At 61.3% G+C, this 12,904-nt stretch carries 11 protein-coding genes; 5 read left to right on the forward strand and 6 right to left on the reverse strand.

What is annotated here, in order from left to right; all coding sequences use genetic code 11:
* Positions 1 to 7 precede the first annotated feature (7 nt).
* Together mutM and BGC09_RS05510 are read right to left on the reverse strand one after the other, a co-directional pair.
* Positions 8 to 1,000 (reverse strand): bifunctional DNA-formamidopyrimidine glycosylase/DNA-(apurinic or apyrimidinic site) lyase, encoded by a 993-nt coding sequence (gene mutM, locus BGC09_RS05505; RefSeq protein WP_069802890.1) that lies wholly within the window; start codon positions 998 to 1,000, stop codon positions 8 to 10.
* A 120-nt stretch (positions 1,001 to 1,120) separates the two neighbouring features.
* The gene (locus BGC09_RS05510; RefSeq protein WP_069802891.1) at positions 1,121 to 1,789 is read right to left on the reverse strand and encodes a DUF3267 domain-containing protein; all 669 of its coding nucleotides are present in this window, start codon (positions 1,787 to 1,789) and stop codon (positions 1,121 to 1,123) included.
* 275 nt (positions 1,790 to 2,064) lie between these two features.
* On the opposite strand from BGC09_RS05510, the gene BGC09_RS05515 reads away from it, so the two are divergent.
* Together BGC09_RS05515 and BGC09_RS05520 are read left to right on the forward strand one after the other, a co-directional pair.
* Positions 2,065 to 2,247 carry a hypothetical protein gene (locus BGC09_RS05515; protein WP_069802892.1) on the forward strand — a complete coding sequence of 61 codons (183 nt, stop codon included), beginning with the start codon at positions 2,065 to 2,067 and terminating at the stop codon, positions 2,245 to 2,247.
* 13 nt (positions 2,248 to 2,260) lie between these two features.
* The gene (locus BGC09_RS05520) at positions 2,261 to 3,220 is read left to right on the forward strand and encodes a ribonuclease Z (RefSeq protein ID WP_069802893.1); all 960 of its coding nucleotides are present in this window, start codon (positions 2,261 to 2,263) and stop codon (positions 3,218 to 3,220) included.
* Here BGC09_RS05520 and BGC09_RS05525 read toward each other — a convergent pair whose 3' ends face one another.
* Both BGC09_RS05525 and BGC09_RS05530 read right to left on the reverse strand, forming a co-directional pair.
* Positions 3,221 to 4,261, reverse strand: coding sequence for an alpha/beta hydrolase (locus BGC09_RS05525; RefSeq protein ID WP_141727655.1), 1,041 nt, complete (start codon positions 4,259 to 4,261; stop codon positions 3,221 to 3,223).
* A 444-nt stretch (positions 4,262 to 4,705) separates the two neighbouring features.
* Positions 4,706 to 6,166: an alkaline phosphatase family protein gene (locus BGC09_RS05530; RefSeq protein ID WP_176728851.1), complete on the reverse strand. Its 1,461-nt coding sequence runs from the start codon at positions 6,164 to 6,166 to the stop codon at positions 4,706 to 4,708.
* A 301-nt stretch (positions 6,167 to 6,467) separates the two neighbouring features.
* On the opposite strand from BGC09_RS05530, the gene BGC09_RS05535 reads away from it, so the two are divergent.
* Complete coding sequence (locus BGC09_RS05535) at positions 6,468 to 7,745, forward strand: cytochrome P450 (RefSeq protein WP_069802896.1); 1,278 nt, start codon at positions 6,468 to 6,470, stop codon at positions 7,743 to 7,745.
* On the opposite strand, the gene BGC09_RS05540 is transcribed toward BGC09_RS05535, so the two are convergent.
* Positions 7,740 to 8,381: a GNAT family N-acetyltransferase gene (locus tag BGC09_RS05540; RefSeq protein WP_069802897.1), complete on the reverse strand. Its 642-nt coding sequence runs from the start codon at positions 8,379 to 8,381 to the stop codon at positions 7,740 to 7,742. The two genes, BGC09_RS05535 and BGC09_RS05540, sit on opposite strands and share 6 nt — an antisense overlap.
* A gap of 68 nt (positions 8,382 to 8,449) precedes the next feature.
* Positions 8,450 to 9,229, reverse strand: coding sequence for a class I SAM-dependent methyltransferase (locus BGC09_RS05545; protein WP_069802898.1), 780 nt, complete (start codon positions 9,227 to 9,229; stop codon positions 8,450 to 8,452).
* Between the two features lie 285 nt (positions 9,230 to 9,514).
* Here BGC09_RS05545 and BGC09_RS05550 point away from each other — a divergent pair, with 285 nt between their 5' ends.
* Together BGC09_RS05550 and BGC09_RS05555 are read left to right on the forward strand one after the other, a co-directional pair.
* Positions 9,515 to 10,912: an NAD-dependent succinate-semialdehyde dehydrogenase gene (locus tag BGC09_RS05550; protein WP_069802899.1), complete on the forward strand. Its 1,398-nt coding sequence runs from the start codon at positions 9,515 to 9,517 to the stop codon at positions 10,910 to 10,912.
* A gap of 195 nt (positions 10,913 to 11,107) precedes the next feature.
* On the forward strand, positions 11,108 to 12,808 hold the full coding sequence (locus BGC09_RS05555) for a phospholipase D-like domain-containing protein (protein WP_069802900.1): 1,701 nt from the start codon (positions 11,108 to 11,110) through the stop codon (positions 12,806 to 12,808).
* The last annotated feature ends 96 nt before the right edge of the window (positions 12,809 to 12,904 follow it).

Here is a 12,904-nt window from a genome sequence, read left to right on the forward strand (position 1 = left end):
CTTGCCACTAAGGCTGGCCGCAGGACGGGCGGGCGGACTGACTGACTGGTTGGCAGTGCGGGCAGAAATGGGTACTCCGCTGAGCAACGCTGATGCGCTGGATCGCTGTACCGCAGCGTCGACAGGGCTGACCAGTGCGCTGGTAGACCTGCATATGGGCATAGTTGCTGCCGGCTTCTCCCCAAAGGCCGCGATAGTCGTTGAAGGAGGTTCCTCCATGCTCGATGCCGAGCTGGAGCACCGCGACGATCGCCTGGCGCAGGACGGCCACTTCTTCGCAGCTGAGCGTGTCGGCCCGGCGCAAAGGATGGATGGACGCTACAAACAGGGCTTCGTCGGCATAGATGTTCCCTAAACCGGCGATCAGAGTTTGCTCAAGAAGTACTTGCTTGATCGGTCGCTTCTTTCCTTGTAGCAGCAGGGCCAGCCGCTCGCTGGTGAAGTCCGGGCCGAGCGGTTCGAGACCCAGGCCAGCCAGAGCCTCAGCCTCCTGGCCGCGGGACCAGAGGGCCAGCTTGCCAAATTTGCGCAGGTCGTTATAGAGTAAGCGCCTCCCATCGGCTAATGTGAAGCAGACACGACAGTAGAATGGCTGGTCATGCAGCAGACAGAGGGTTTCTTCCTGCTCCCCTTGCCGCTTCTCCTGACAACGGCACTGATAACTCTCGTTGAGAAAGGCTGGCCCCACCCGTTCCCACGACGCCCGGTCCTGCTTCCGGAGCCGGCAGTCAAGATGCCAGCCAGGGGGCAGGACAAGCAGGTTGCCGGTCATGCGCCGGTGGATGGTCAGCAGATAGTCACCGCTAAGGTCTAGCAGGAGCAGCTTGCCGCGGCGGCGGACTCCTTCTATGCGTCGCCCGGCGATTTCTTGACAGAAGGCGTCGCTGTCAGGCCGGGCGATGCTCCGCTCCCAAAAGACCAGCGCTTCCGCAATACTGGCTCCAACAAGAGCAGCGCGTACCTGACGCGCCGTATATTCAACTTCTGGTAATTCTGGCATGGTTCTACTCGCTCATATGATGATGCCTGCATTGCCTGGGAGCAAAGCCGCCAGGGGTGAAACAGCCAGCGCTCTGCCCGCTCACGCTCGCTGCTCCCGGCCCCCGCAACAGAGGAGGCTTCAGTTGGCTCGGGTAGGGGGATCGGAATCAAGTAGGAGGGGGAAAATTTCCCACACCCGAAAGCCCGCCTCTGTATCTTCAATGCAAAGGTGGGACGGATAGCGCAAGAGGAGCCAGATCGCCAGCAAGTCACCAGCACAGCCGGAGAGATGACCAGCCCCAGCCAGGACCAGGTACGGGGCGATTGCTGGCCAGCACCACATGAGCAGGGCCAGGAGAAGGGAGAGGACCAGACAGGGAGTCAGGCCGACGGTGAGATACTGGTTGCGCCAGAAGAGCTGACCACGCGCTCCGCAATAGAGGGCCACAGGGAGGCGCATCCCATAATAGGGCCGTCCTCCCCAGAACCGGAAGACCAGCCCATGCAGGAGCTCGTGCAGGGGCAGCAGGACCAGATAAACGCCGCCGCTGACCGCGAGCCACATGAGCAGGTGCAGGAGATCGGCTCTCCCTGCGGACCAGCCGTGAAGGGATCGCCAGCTGAGCGCCATCAGAGCCAGCGCGCCAAAGCCCGCCAACCCAATGAACAGGAGCAAAAAACTGAGCAGCGTCAGCGGATAGAGCAAGGGTGGCTCTAGTAGCGAAACTTCTCCTCGCAGGAGAACTAGCCCTGCGTCGAGAGCAGCCTGAAGCTCTCGACGTCGTTGAGGGTGGAAGCGATCGATCATTCTCACGGCTGCGCCCGCTCTTTGCGGCTTTGCTTACTCGCCAGGCCTCGGCGTATCTTACCCGGGACCAGGCTTCTGCAGATTGATGATACCACAGCTATTCGCCCAGAGGATAGAGGAGAGCCGCAAGACAGGCGAAGAGGGTCGCTTATTTGCCTCTGTTTCTCGTTCCTTCCGGATGGGGCACAGGCACAAGACTGCAACAACTATGCCGGTTGCAAAGGCCCTCCGGGCGTGCTACCATACGAGGGAAATGGCGCGAAAGGATGCAACCTATGCGGCGAATTCCTGCCCTCGCCTATCTGGCAGCTGCCCTGCTGGTCTTCTGGCTCTTGCTGGCTACGGTGATGATCATCTCCGGCTTCCCTTTCATCGTGATAACGCTCACTCTCAGCAGCGACCTGATGATCTCTATCTTCGTCCTGGGACTAGCCTGGGCCTACCAGAAAAATCTCTGAATGCGGGCGGACAATGATCGACATCTGCATGCTGGGAACTGGCGGCATGATGCCCTTGCCGGGACGCTGGCTTTCATGTGTGTTGGTGCGCTGTGGCGCCTCGCTAACGCTGCTGGACTGCGGTGAAGGGACACAGATCCCCTGGAAGCGCCTGGGCTGGGGTTTTCGTCAGCTTGGAGCCATCTGCCTGACGCATATGCATGCCGACCACGTGGCAGGGCTGCCAGGCGTGCTCTTTATGGTGGCCCACGCTGGACGCACGGAACCGCTGCTGCTCTACGGGCCACCAGGAACAGGCTACGTAGTCGAGGGCCTGCTGCGTATTGCAGGCGAGCTACCTTTTCCGCTGCAGGTGCAGGAGCTGCAGGGCGGTGAGAGGCTGGCCCTGCCAGGAGGATTGCAGGGCTCCTGCTCCCCCGCTCAGCATGGTATCCCTTGTCTGGCTTACCGCCTGGAGCTGCCACGCCGCCCACAGTTCCAGGTGGAGCGCGCTCAGGCTCTGGGCCTGCCCGTCCAGTATTGGTCACGCTTGCAGCGCGGCGAGAGCGTTGAGTACGAGGGACGGCTGATTACCCCGGATCAGGTGCTCGGCCCTCCGCGACGCGGTATCTCGCTGGCTTTTATCACTGATACACGCCCAACACCTAAGCTGAGCGCTCTCGCCCACGATGTTGATCTGCTGATCTGCGAGAGTATGTATGATGATCCGGCAGATCTCCCTCTGGCCCGCGCTCACGGGCATATGCTGGCAGAGGAGGCCGCGCGCCTGGCTAAGGAGGCCGGCGCTCACACGCTGCTATTGACTCACTTCAGCCCTAAGATCAATGATCCTTCCAACGCCGAAAAAGCGGCCCGGCGCGTTTTTCGCGCGACACGAGCCGCTCGGGATGGGGAGCTTCTGACCTTGGGCTACGCTCCCACCCCCGACGAGCAACGGGAGCGCTCGTCGCATTCAACTGAACCCGCTGACTGATTAGCTGGCCTCGGAGAGGCCCGTGATTTCTTCCACCCGCTCAGCGGGGCGCGCCGGTATCGGCCCCGCTCCTTCGCCCTCGATCAGCTGCAGATGAGGGCGGGGCTTCTTTAAATGCTCTTCGAAGAAAGAGAGCACTTTGTTGACGTAGGCGCGCCGGTCCGCAAAGTAGGCACCGCAGTGGTCAGCTTCGGGCACGATCCATAGCTCTTTCGGTTCTCCAGCTGCTTCGTAAAGAAGGGGGGCATCGCGCGGGTCGACCAGCGAATCTTTGCCACCGTGGATGATGAGAATGGGACGCGGCGCGATCTTGGCGATATCGCGTAACGGCGCCACCTGGTCAAAGCGATAGCCTGCGCGCCACCAGAGCAGGTAATCGGCGACCCAGGTGAAGGGAGCGGCAGGTAAGTGGAGCACGCGGTGAACATTGTAGTCGATGACACTCCAGTGAGTGGCAAATGAGCTGTCAGCGACAATTGCTTCTACATCCTGACAGCGGGCGCTGCACATGATGGCCACAGCAGCCCCCATCGAATAGGCAATGACCCCCAGGCGAGCGTGAGGCGCGCGCTCTCTGGCATAGGCCACTGCGCCCATGAAATCATTGATCTCGCGGTAGCCGAGGGTGACCGGTTTGCCTACCTCCTGCCCATGCCCGTAATACTCAAAGACGAGGACGTTATGGCTGGCTTTCCAGAGGTGGGCACACATGCCAAGCACGTCGGCCATCCCTGAGCGGTAGCCAGGGCAGACCAGGATGGTTGTGGTGGCCCCGGGATAGGGAATGTACCAGCCATTGACCATGTGGTCGCTGTTGGAGGCCGGAAAGGTCACCGCTTCGGCTGGCAGCTCAAGCTCAAAGGGAGAGATTTTGTAGAGGTCCGCAAAACTGACGATTTTCTTGGGACGGATCAGGGTTTCAACTACATAGACAGCTACTGTGACAACGAATCCTGCCACTCCGATGACGCTCCCCAGGCCGCCAACCAAAAGCTGCTTCAAAGAAGGCTTGCCTACACGAATCTTGCTTAGCTCTAGCACAGAGGCCGCCAACCTTTCTACTCGCTAGCTGATTGGCCCAGAGGGACAAGATCACGTCTGCCCAGAGGGACAGCTGAGCTAACTAGCAATACCTTCGTTATGACTCCGCGACTCGCACCCCAGGCAGCAGGATTGTCGGCCCTGCCCGCTCGCGCGTTCAGACAAGCCGCCGCTCCTTTCGCAGCCGGGTCTGCCTCATCCACCATGCGAAAGGCGTAAAAAACACCTTGCACTAGCCAGGCGTACGCGAGTCGGTGCACGCTTCCGTAGATGAACTCCCCCCACCACAGCCTGCCCACCCCAGAGAGAAATAGAGGCAGCGGCGTGCTGTCTGGCGTCGTTCGCCTGCCGCTGCGGCCAATCAGGCAGTTTGAGGTCGCTCTTGCAATCCTGATGGTAATCGTAGGTCGACATCTTCCATAAATTAGCTCATTAGCTATGATACTATATCGGAGACGGCCTTGCAAGGGGCGCCCCAGCCCCAATGAGCGGGCGGCCCGCGAGCCGCGCAGGGACAGGTACGTCAAGCGCGGCCAGCACGGTCGGGAGAATGTCGTAGGCAGAGACAGGCCGGAGTACAGACCGCTGGAGTCCCGCTCCATAGAGGCAGAGCAGCCCATCTGGCTGATGCATCCCATAGCACGGCTCGCCCGCGCTCCAGAGCTGCCGCTGCCCCAGGGCCTGCGAAAGCAGTATCCCATCGTGGGCCAGGAGCATAAGGCGTCGCTCCTGGCTGGGCAGACAGGTTTCGTCACGGTATAGGTCCCCAATGGCTGGATAGGCCGTTGCTGGATCGACCTGGGCCTGGAGATCGGCGATGAACTCTTCGATGTGCCTTTCGGTGAGGTGGTCGGCAAGCGCGATAGCTGCATAGCCTCCCAGCGGCGATGAGGCCGGAAGCCAGAGAAGGGAACCACCCGCCAGCGGTGGCTCAGCTGACTTCCCAGGAGAGGCAGCCAGCCGACAGACTCGCCAGCGCCGCCGCGCGGGAAGAGGAGGCAGTAGCTGCGCTTCCCCTCTCCAAGCAGACCAGCCGACTCCCCGAGCAGTGACTCTCCCCGACAAAGGAAAATGGGGAGTATAGCGTCTCAGATATTCTTTCAGATGAAAAGTGCGCTTGATGCTCTGAAAGCTGTAGGGCGAGAGAAGGATCAGCAGGTCAGACGGCTGTAGGGCGCTCAGCGCTCGCCCAAGTAGTTCATCGAGAAGGCGATAGCAAGCGACCACCTCCCGGCAGAGATCGAGCACGCGGTCCCAGTAGAGATGTTGCAGCAGATCAATCTCATGGAGTACGAAGAGACAGCAATCCCACGCTTCGCGTAGCAGGATGTCCAGGAGAGCAGAGCGATCTGCCAGGAGGCGCCGGATCTCTATCAGAGGTTCTTTGAACCAGGTCGCCAGCCCTCGCCAGGTGGGCGCGAGCTGATAATGCGGAACGACTTCCAGCAGTCTGGCAGCGAAGTCGGGTGGATAGGCAAGGCCAGCATAGAATGGCGGTGCAGGTGGACCGCTGAGCATGATGCCATTGATGGGACGAGGCGGATAGGTTGCGGGGACATTGACGACCAGGACGCGCCGCCCCCAGGCGCTCAGGTAACTCCAGAGCGTCTCATCCTCTTGTGCCAGGTCGTCCACGGTCTCCGGAGTCGAGCGCAGCGCAGCCGCCGTCTCCAGCAGGCAGCGATCGTACTCGTCATACTCCGGAATCAGGCCTTGCTTCCGCGGCGGAAGGCCGGTCATGATAGCTCGCCAGCGTGTGATCGCCGCCGGTGGAAGCGGGGCCTGTAACAAGGCATGCGCTCCCCCCTCGTAGATCTGCCGCAGATGGGGGAGCAATCCTTGCGCCATCAGCGGTTTCACAATGCGTAACGTCAGACCATCCACCCCAATAAGCAAGACCCGCATGATCCCCCTCAAATTACTGCGCAGCATTATATCTGACGAATATTGCTGCTAGAGAGCGCAAATTTGTCAAGATCTGGTTAATGCCAGGCTTGACTCATAAAGATTTCTCCATCGGCGACCCTCTCCGCCGGAGGCCACTCTCGCGGGGGAAAGCGGGGCCGAGGGAGCATTGTCCCCGGCCCGGGTGCTGTGGTAGGGTGTAAGAACAGCAAGGGTGAACAGACCGGTCAACCGACGGTCGCCTGATTCATTTTCACCTTACAGAGTGTTGCAGCTTGTTCAGCAAGGAGCAGCAACGGTCATGCAAGATCCCCAGAGCACTCGCCAGCGCCTGACGCTGAGCGACGCCCAGAGGCCGGAATATCTGGCCGATCCCTATCCTCTCTATCACCGCCTGCGCGAGCACGATCCCATCTATTGGGATGAAGAGATGCAGGCCTGGGTGCTGACACGCTATAGCGATGTCGTAGCTGTGCTGCGCGATCCGCGCTTCTCCTCGGCCTGGGGCTCCCTGGAGACGGCCTGGATGCCAGAGGAGCTGCGCCCTCAGCTAGAGCCTGTCCTGCGAGCGGTCTCGCGTCAAATGCTCTTTCTTGATCCGCCTGATCATTCGCGTCTGCGCAGCCTGGTGGCGCGGGCTTTCACGCCGCGCATGGTTGAAAGCCTGCGTCCGCGCGTGCAGCGCCTTGTCAACGAGTTGCTCGATGCGGTGCAGGAGCAGGGACAGATGGAATTCGTTGCCGATTTCGCCTATCCTTTGCCAGCGATTGTGATCGCCGAGATGCTGGGGGTGCCGCCCGAGGATCGCAGTCAGTTCATTGTCTGGACACGCGACTTTGGCCGGCTGCTAGATGGCAGCAATCTGGGTTTCGAGGAGCTGCTGAACACGTTGGGTGGCATCGCTGAATTCCTGGCCTACTTCAGGCGCCAGATCGCGCAGCGACGCCTGGCCCCGCGCGATGATCTCTTGCAAGCCCTGATCATGGCAGAGGAGCAGGGCGATCGCCTGACTGAGGAAGAGCTGCTCGGGAACTGCGTCTTGTTGCTGGCCGCCGGTCATGGTACCACAACCCACCTGCTTGGCAACGGCCTCTATGCCCTCTTGCAGCACCCAGAGCAGCTTGAGCTGCTGCGGAACAATCCCAGTCTGGCGCCAACGGCGGTGATGGAACTCTTACGCTACGACAGTCCGGTGCAACTGACTTCGCGTCGCCTCAAGACGGACGTGGAATGGATCGGGCGACGCTTTAAAGCCGGCGAGGAGGTGCTGACTGTGCTGGGAGCGGCCAATCGCGACCCCGAGCAGTTTCCCGAGCCTGACCGACTCGACCTGCGCCGCACAGACAATCGTCATCTGGCCTTCGGTCACGGTCCCCACTTTTGTCTCGGGGCTCCCCTGGCCCGCCTGGAGGCGGAGGTAGCCTTTACGACCCTGCTTCGACGCTTGCCGGGGTTGCGCCTGGCAACCGAGCAGGTTGAGCGCCTTCCCTCCCTGGTCTTTCGCGGCTTGCAGGCGCTGCCTGTGACGTTTGCCTCGGTCCTGCCGGCTAGAGGGACCGCGGCAGGAGACACCTTATAGGGTACGTGCAGCAGCCACAGCAGCGGAGAACAGGGCCTGCCGTGCCAGGGCAATCTCTTTGGCGTAGATCAGCAGAGGCCGGCAGGACCGCAGCGGCAGAGACAGCAGGGACAGCACGTCAGGGCCGCCTGTTCCTGCCTCTGCCCGCGGCCAGGCTCGATAGCCAAAAGCTAGAGGAGCATAGCCCTCACGCTCTAAGAAGAGCAGCGCTCCACGTCTGTCTCGTTTGAGCAGTAGTGGTATCCAGAGCAGTAGGGAGACAGGTGTGCCGCTCTCTCGCTGGGAGAAAAGAGCAACGGCCAGCCGGTTGGCCCGCTCTTCAGCCAGCCGGAGCAAGAGTGTGCCCAGACCCCGACGACGATAGTCAGGGTGGACGAGGAGGCGCAGCAGACAGGCCAGGACGGCTGCGCCTGCGCTCTCCTGGTTCATCGGCTGAAAGCGGAGATCGACATAGGCAACCGGCTCCCCTGAGTGGCTCTTGACCAGCCAGCTCTCTTCCGCGCTGAGCAGCGGCTCGCCTCCATAGTCGGCGTCGTAGAGATCATCATGATCGCAGACCGTGAAGAGCCAGAGCAGCCCTCGACGATCAGACAGTTCCGGGGCTGCCAGACTCAGACCGTGCAAGAGAACACTCATGACAGCGGCCCCTCCTCTCTGCTCGTGGCCTTCTTCGTCCATCCCCAGGCAAGAGTCTGCGCTTCGCTTCAGATGGCCGTCGCAGCAGCCTGGCTCTTTTCAGGAACTGGCAGCTTGCGGGCCAGCAACAGACGCAGCGGGGGAAAGACACGCCAGGAGGGACGCCCGAGGGTGAGCTGGCCCGCCCCCAGGGCCTGCAGATCCTGGGCATATTGCTTCACGTGGGTAAAGTCGAGAATGGCAATCCTCCCTCCAGGCTTGAGCACTCGTAGCATCTCACGCAGAGCCTGATAGCGCCCCTCCCGCCCATCGATATTGTGCAGGGCCAGACAGGAGACGACGACATCGAAATGCTCTGACGGAAAAGGCAGCTGCCGGGCGTCAGCAGTGAGCACAGCGACGCGCTCCGCCACCCCGGCCAGACGCGCATTCTCCTGGGTGACTTGCGGACTGTTGCCACTCTGATCGCGCTCGCTCCAGATATCAATACCCGTGGCGTGCCCGCTGCTCAGGCGACGGGCCGCCTCGATCAGCAGCATCCCTCGCCCGCAGCCGACATCAAGCACCTCTTCATCGCCGGAGAGCACGAGACAATCGAGCATGCGCCGAATCTCGCGCAGCTTCCCAACGCGCGAGGTCCATAGCATGGCCAGCGCCTCCCCCAGACAGACGAAGGCCCACAAAATCACCCAGGCAGCAAGAACAATTACAAGAGCATTGAGACCAAAGGCAATCAGCAGCCCTAGCGCCAGCACACAGAGGAAAAGCCCAATGAGCACGAGCATGCGCACCACACCAGGAGCATCAACTCCGTAATCCGGCTTCTTGATCCCAGACTGGGTCACCATTACTGCAATCCTCCTTGCTTTCAGCTTCACCTTCGCCAGCAGGGCGTCAGCGACGCTTTCCGCCTGACTCAGTAAAAAGCTCCTTATCAATGAATTTATTTGCCATTAATATAGATGAATTTTACCATCATAATTACAATCTGTCAAATGTTCCAGAAAGATGAGAGTTTCAATAGCAATATCTTGCCCCCTGGCAAGGAGGCAAGCGAACGGAAAGGCGGCCAGTGGGATGATATAATACAGTCGAGAGGAGACCCTTATTTTCGTTCCCGGGGAGTTGTGCCGATGACCATCCAATCGATCAGGCCGACCATCCAGTCGATTAACCCGGCCACCGAAGAGGTGCTGGAGACCTTTGAACTCTTCACGGACGAGCAGATCAACGCTGCACTTGATCAGGCACGCAGCACCTTCCTGCGCTGGCGGGACACGAGCTTTGCGGAGCGGGCTGGCCTCTTCCGGCGTCTTGCTGCCTACCTGCGCGAGCATAAGGAAGGGCTGGGGCGGCTGATTACGCTGGAGATGGGCAAGCCCATTGCGGAGGCCGAGGCAGAGATTGTCAAATGTGCCTGGGGGTGTGATTATTACGCTGAGCATGCTGAGCAGTTCCTGGCCGACCAGCCGGTCGAGAGTAGCGCCAGCGAGAGCTACGTGGCTTTCCGTCCCCTGGGCGTGGTTCTGGCCTTGATGCCCTGGAATTTCCCCTTCTGGCAGGTGTTCCGTTTCGCCGCCCCAGCGCTGATGGCGGGCAATACAACAGTGCTTAAGCATGCCTCCAACGTGTCGCGCTGCGCCCTGGAGATCGAGCGTGTTTTCCGCGAGTGCGGCTTCCCCGAGGGAGTTTTCCGCACGGTATTGGTGCGTGGCTCTGAGACCGAGAAGCTGATTAGCGATCCGCGCATCGCTGCTGTCACCCTCACGGGCAGCGCCGAAGTGGGTATGGAGGTGGCTGCCGCCAGCGGGCGTGCGCTCAAGAAGCATGTTCTGGAGCTGGGCGGCTCGGATGCCTTTATTGTTCTGGAGGATGCCGATCTCGATGCCGCCGCCGAATGGGCTGCGCGTTCACGTTTCCAGAATACCGGCCAGAGCTGCATTGCTGCCAAGCGCTTCATCGTAGTGGAGTCGGTGGCCGCCGATTTTGAGCGCCGCTTTGTTGAGGCCGCTTCGCGCCTGCGCATGGGCGATCCGCTGCAGCGGGAGACCCAGATCGGCCCGCTGGCCCGCGGCGATTTGCGCGAGACCCTGCGGCGCCAGGTCGAGGAGACGCTGCAGATGGGCGGGCGCCTGCTCCTGGGCGGCAAGCCCGGCTCGGGCCGTGGCTTCTTCTACGAGCCGACGATTGTCAGCGGGGTGACCCCGGCGATGCCGCTGTTCCGCGAGGAGACCTTCGGCCCGGCTGCAGCGGTGATCTATGCCCGCGATGCGGAGCACGCTCTGGAGCTGGCCAATGCTTCGCCTTTCGGCCTGGGTGGCAATATCTGGACGCGCAATGTCGAGCGCGCACGCCAGATGGCTCGCCATTTCGAGACCGGTGGTGTCTTTATTAATGGGATGACTGCCAGCGACCCACGCCTCCCCTTCGGCGGCGTCAAGCACAGCGGCTACGGTCGCGAGCTATCGGTCTTCGGTATCCGCGAGTTTGTCAATATCCAAACAGTCTGGATCGGACCCGCCCGCCAGTAAGGAGGCAATCCTCTTCAGCAAGGAGGAGTGACCTGGTCGAACGCATGCCTTCGATCGAGCCACTCCTCCTCTTTGTTTCCCAGGCTCAGCCCAGACTTGCGCCTCTCATGGGGAGAATGCTACAATCAGGGGGCCTGCCGGCAGGAAGAGCTTTGTTGTCCGGCGCACAATTTGAGCGACGGAGGTAGAGACGCAATGAGCGCAGCAAGCGCCGACGAGCAGCAATGGTGGGCCGAAGGCGACACGCCCGTGCGCCGCGATTCGCGCGTGACCTATCTGGTTGATGGCCATGCCACGCTCCTCGCCTTCTGCCTGGCCTGCTTCCAGGCCAGAGACTATATCTATCTTGCTCACTGGGGCCTGACCCCCTCGATGCCGCTCGTGCGTGGTAGAGATCAGCGCGCCGGACCTGATGATAGTTCCGAACAGCAGGAGCTGGTCGCCGAGCTGCGCCTGGCGGGCCTGAGCGATGAGGCCATCGCTTTTTGGTGCAATCACGAGCTGACGCTACAGACGGTCCTCGGCTACGCTGTCCAGCACGGCGTCGAAGTGCGTGTCTTGCTCTGGGACTGCCCGGAAATTTTTTCGCACTACCACCCTCAGCAAGCCTATGAGGAGCTGAGCGCGGTCGGCGTGCTCTGCCTGCTCGATGATAGTTCACGCGGCCTGCTCCATCATCCAGCGGAGGCGTTGCATCAGAAGACCAGCGTTATCGACGGGCGCTACGCCTTTGTGGGCGGCATTGATCCCCTGATCGAGAACGATGGCGAGTTTGACCGCTGGGATATGCATCCTCACCCCCTCTTCACTCCCCTGCGTCGCCTGCTGGCCAAACCGGCTTCTCCCCATCCCTGGCATGATGCCCATGCTCTGATCGAAGGGCCAGCAGCCGCCGACGTCGAGCTGAATTTCCGCCAGCGCTGGAACGATGTAGTGAAGCGCAAAGGGCTTGAGGCAACGGTACTGGTGCCGGAGCATCCGCTCCCGCCGCCGCTGCAGAGTCGTACGGTGGTTCAGATTGCGCGCACCATTCCTCAGCACACCTACAGCTTCACCCCCGAGGGAGGCATCCAGGGGATCGCCCAGCTCTACGCTGCAGCGTTCCGCAACGCGCAGCAGCTGATCTACCTGGAGAATCAGTATTTCTGGCTCCGTTCCTTTCTGGGACTGAACATTCCCTTTATTGGGTCGGACAGCCCCGATATGGAGCAGAATATTCGCCTGCTTGGGGAGGCTCTGCGGCGCGGCGCCCGGCTCGTCATGGTCCTACCGGACCATCCCAATGTGGGTCGGGCTTTCAGCGATGCTGGTCTACAGCGCCTGCGCGAGGAGGCTCCCGAGGCCGTCAAGGAGGACCGTCTGCTCGTTTTGACACTCGCCACGTCCGATCTGGTCGACGGGCAGGTACGCTATCGCCCTATCTATGTCCATGCCAAAGTAGCCCTGGTTGATGACCTCTGGTCAACGGTGGGGTCAGCTAACCTGAATAACCGGGGCATGCGCGATGATACAGAGCTGAATGTGGCCACGCTGGATAGCGAGCTGGCTCGGGGCCTGCGCCTGCTCCTCTGGGGCGAACACCTCGGCCTGGTCCCCGACGAAGATATGCTGGCCCTTTTGCGCTACCTGGGACGCCAGCCTTTGCGTCCCGCCCGTCAGGCTCGCGCCCGCGACCTTTTCGCGGAGCTGGAGCGTCGTCTGGGTCCGAGCGAGCAGGGGCTACTGCTCCTGGCAGAGCAGGCACGCGCTAACCTGGAACGCTACCGCGCCGGTCAGTTACTGGTCGGGCACGTTCTCCCTTATCTCACTGCTGACGAGGCCAGAGAGCAAGGTCTTTCCTGCGATGAGGCCCAAGGCTGGATTGAGCAGGAAAAGCCTGCCGAACCTGGGGCCTGAGAGGATGGCTGGCTCAGCCCGGCCCAGCCCAGCCCGGGCCGACCCACCCGAGGAGAGCACGCCAGCACAGCCTCGATCGACTGTGCTGCGGCTCTC

It is taken from the genome of Thermogemmatispora onikobensis, assembly GCF_001748285.1.
GTDB classification, from domain to species: domain Bacteria; phylum Chloroflexota; class Ktedonobacteria; order Ktedonobacterales; family Ktedonobacteraceae; genus Thermogemmatispora; species Thermogemmatispora onikobensis.

Bases quoted from the DNA above. Each gene is read 5' to 3' on its own strand.
- mutM (WP_069802890.1), bottom strand. From the start codon at position 1,000: ATGCCAGAATTACCAGAAGTTGAATATACGGCGCGTCAGGTACGCGCT.
- BGC09_RS05510 (WP_069802891.1), bottom strand. From the start codon at position 1,789: ATGATCGATCGCTTCCACCCTCAACGACGTCGAGAGCTTCAGGCTGCT.
- BGC09_RS05515 (WP_069802892.1), top strand. From the start codon at position 2,065: ATGCGGCGAATTCCTGCCCTCGCCTATCTGGCAGCTGCCCTGCTGGTC.
- BGC09_RS05520 (WP_069802893.1), top strand. From the start codon at position 2,261: ATGATCGACATCTGCATGCTGGGAACTGGCGGCATGATGCCCTTGCCG.
- BGC09_RS05530 (WP_176728851.1), bottom strand. From the start codon at position 6,166: ATGCGGGTCTTGCTTATTGGGGTGGATGGTCTGACGTTACGCATTGTG.
- BGC09_RS05535 (WP_069802896.1), top strand. From the start codon at position 6,468: ATGCAAGATCCCCAGAGCACTCGCCAGCGCCTGACGCTGAGCGACGCC.
- BGC09_RS05540 (WP_069802897.1), bottom strand. From the start codon at position 8,381: ATGAGTGTTCTCTTGCACGGTCTGAGTCTGGCAGCCCCGGAACTGTCT.
- BGC09_RS05545 (WP_069802898.1), bottom strand. From the start codon at position 9,229: ATGGTGACCCAGTCTGGGATCAAGAAGCCGGATTACGGAGTTGATGCT.
- BGC09_RS05550 (WP_069802899.1), top strand. From the start codon at position 9,515: ATGACCATCCAATCGATCAGGCCGACCATCCAGTCGATTAACCCGGCC.
- BGC09_RS05555 (WP_069802900.1), top strand. From the start codon at position 11,108: ATGAGCGCAGCAAGCGCCGACGAGCAGCAATGGTGGGCCGAAGGCGAC.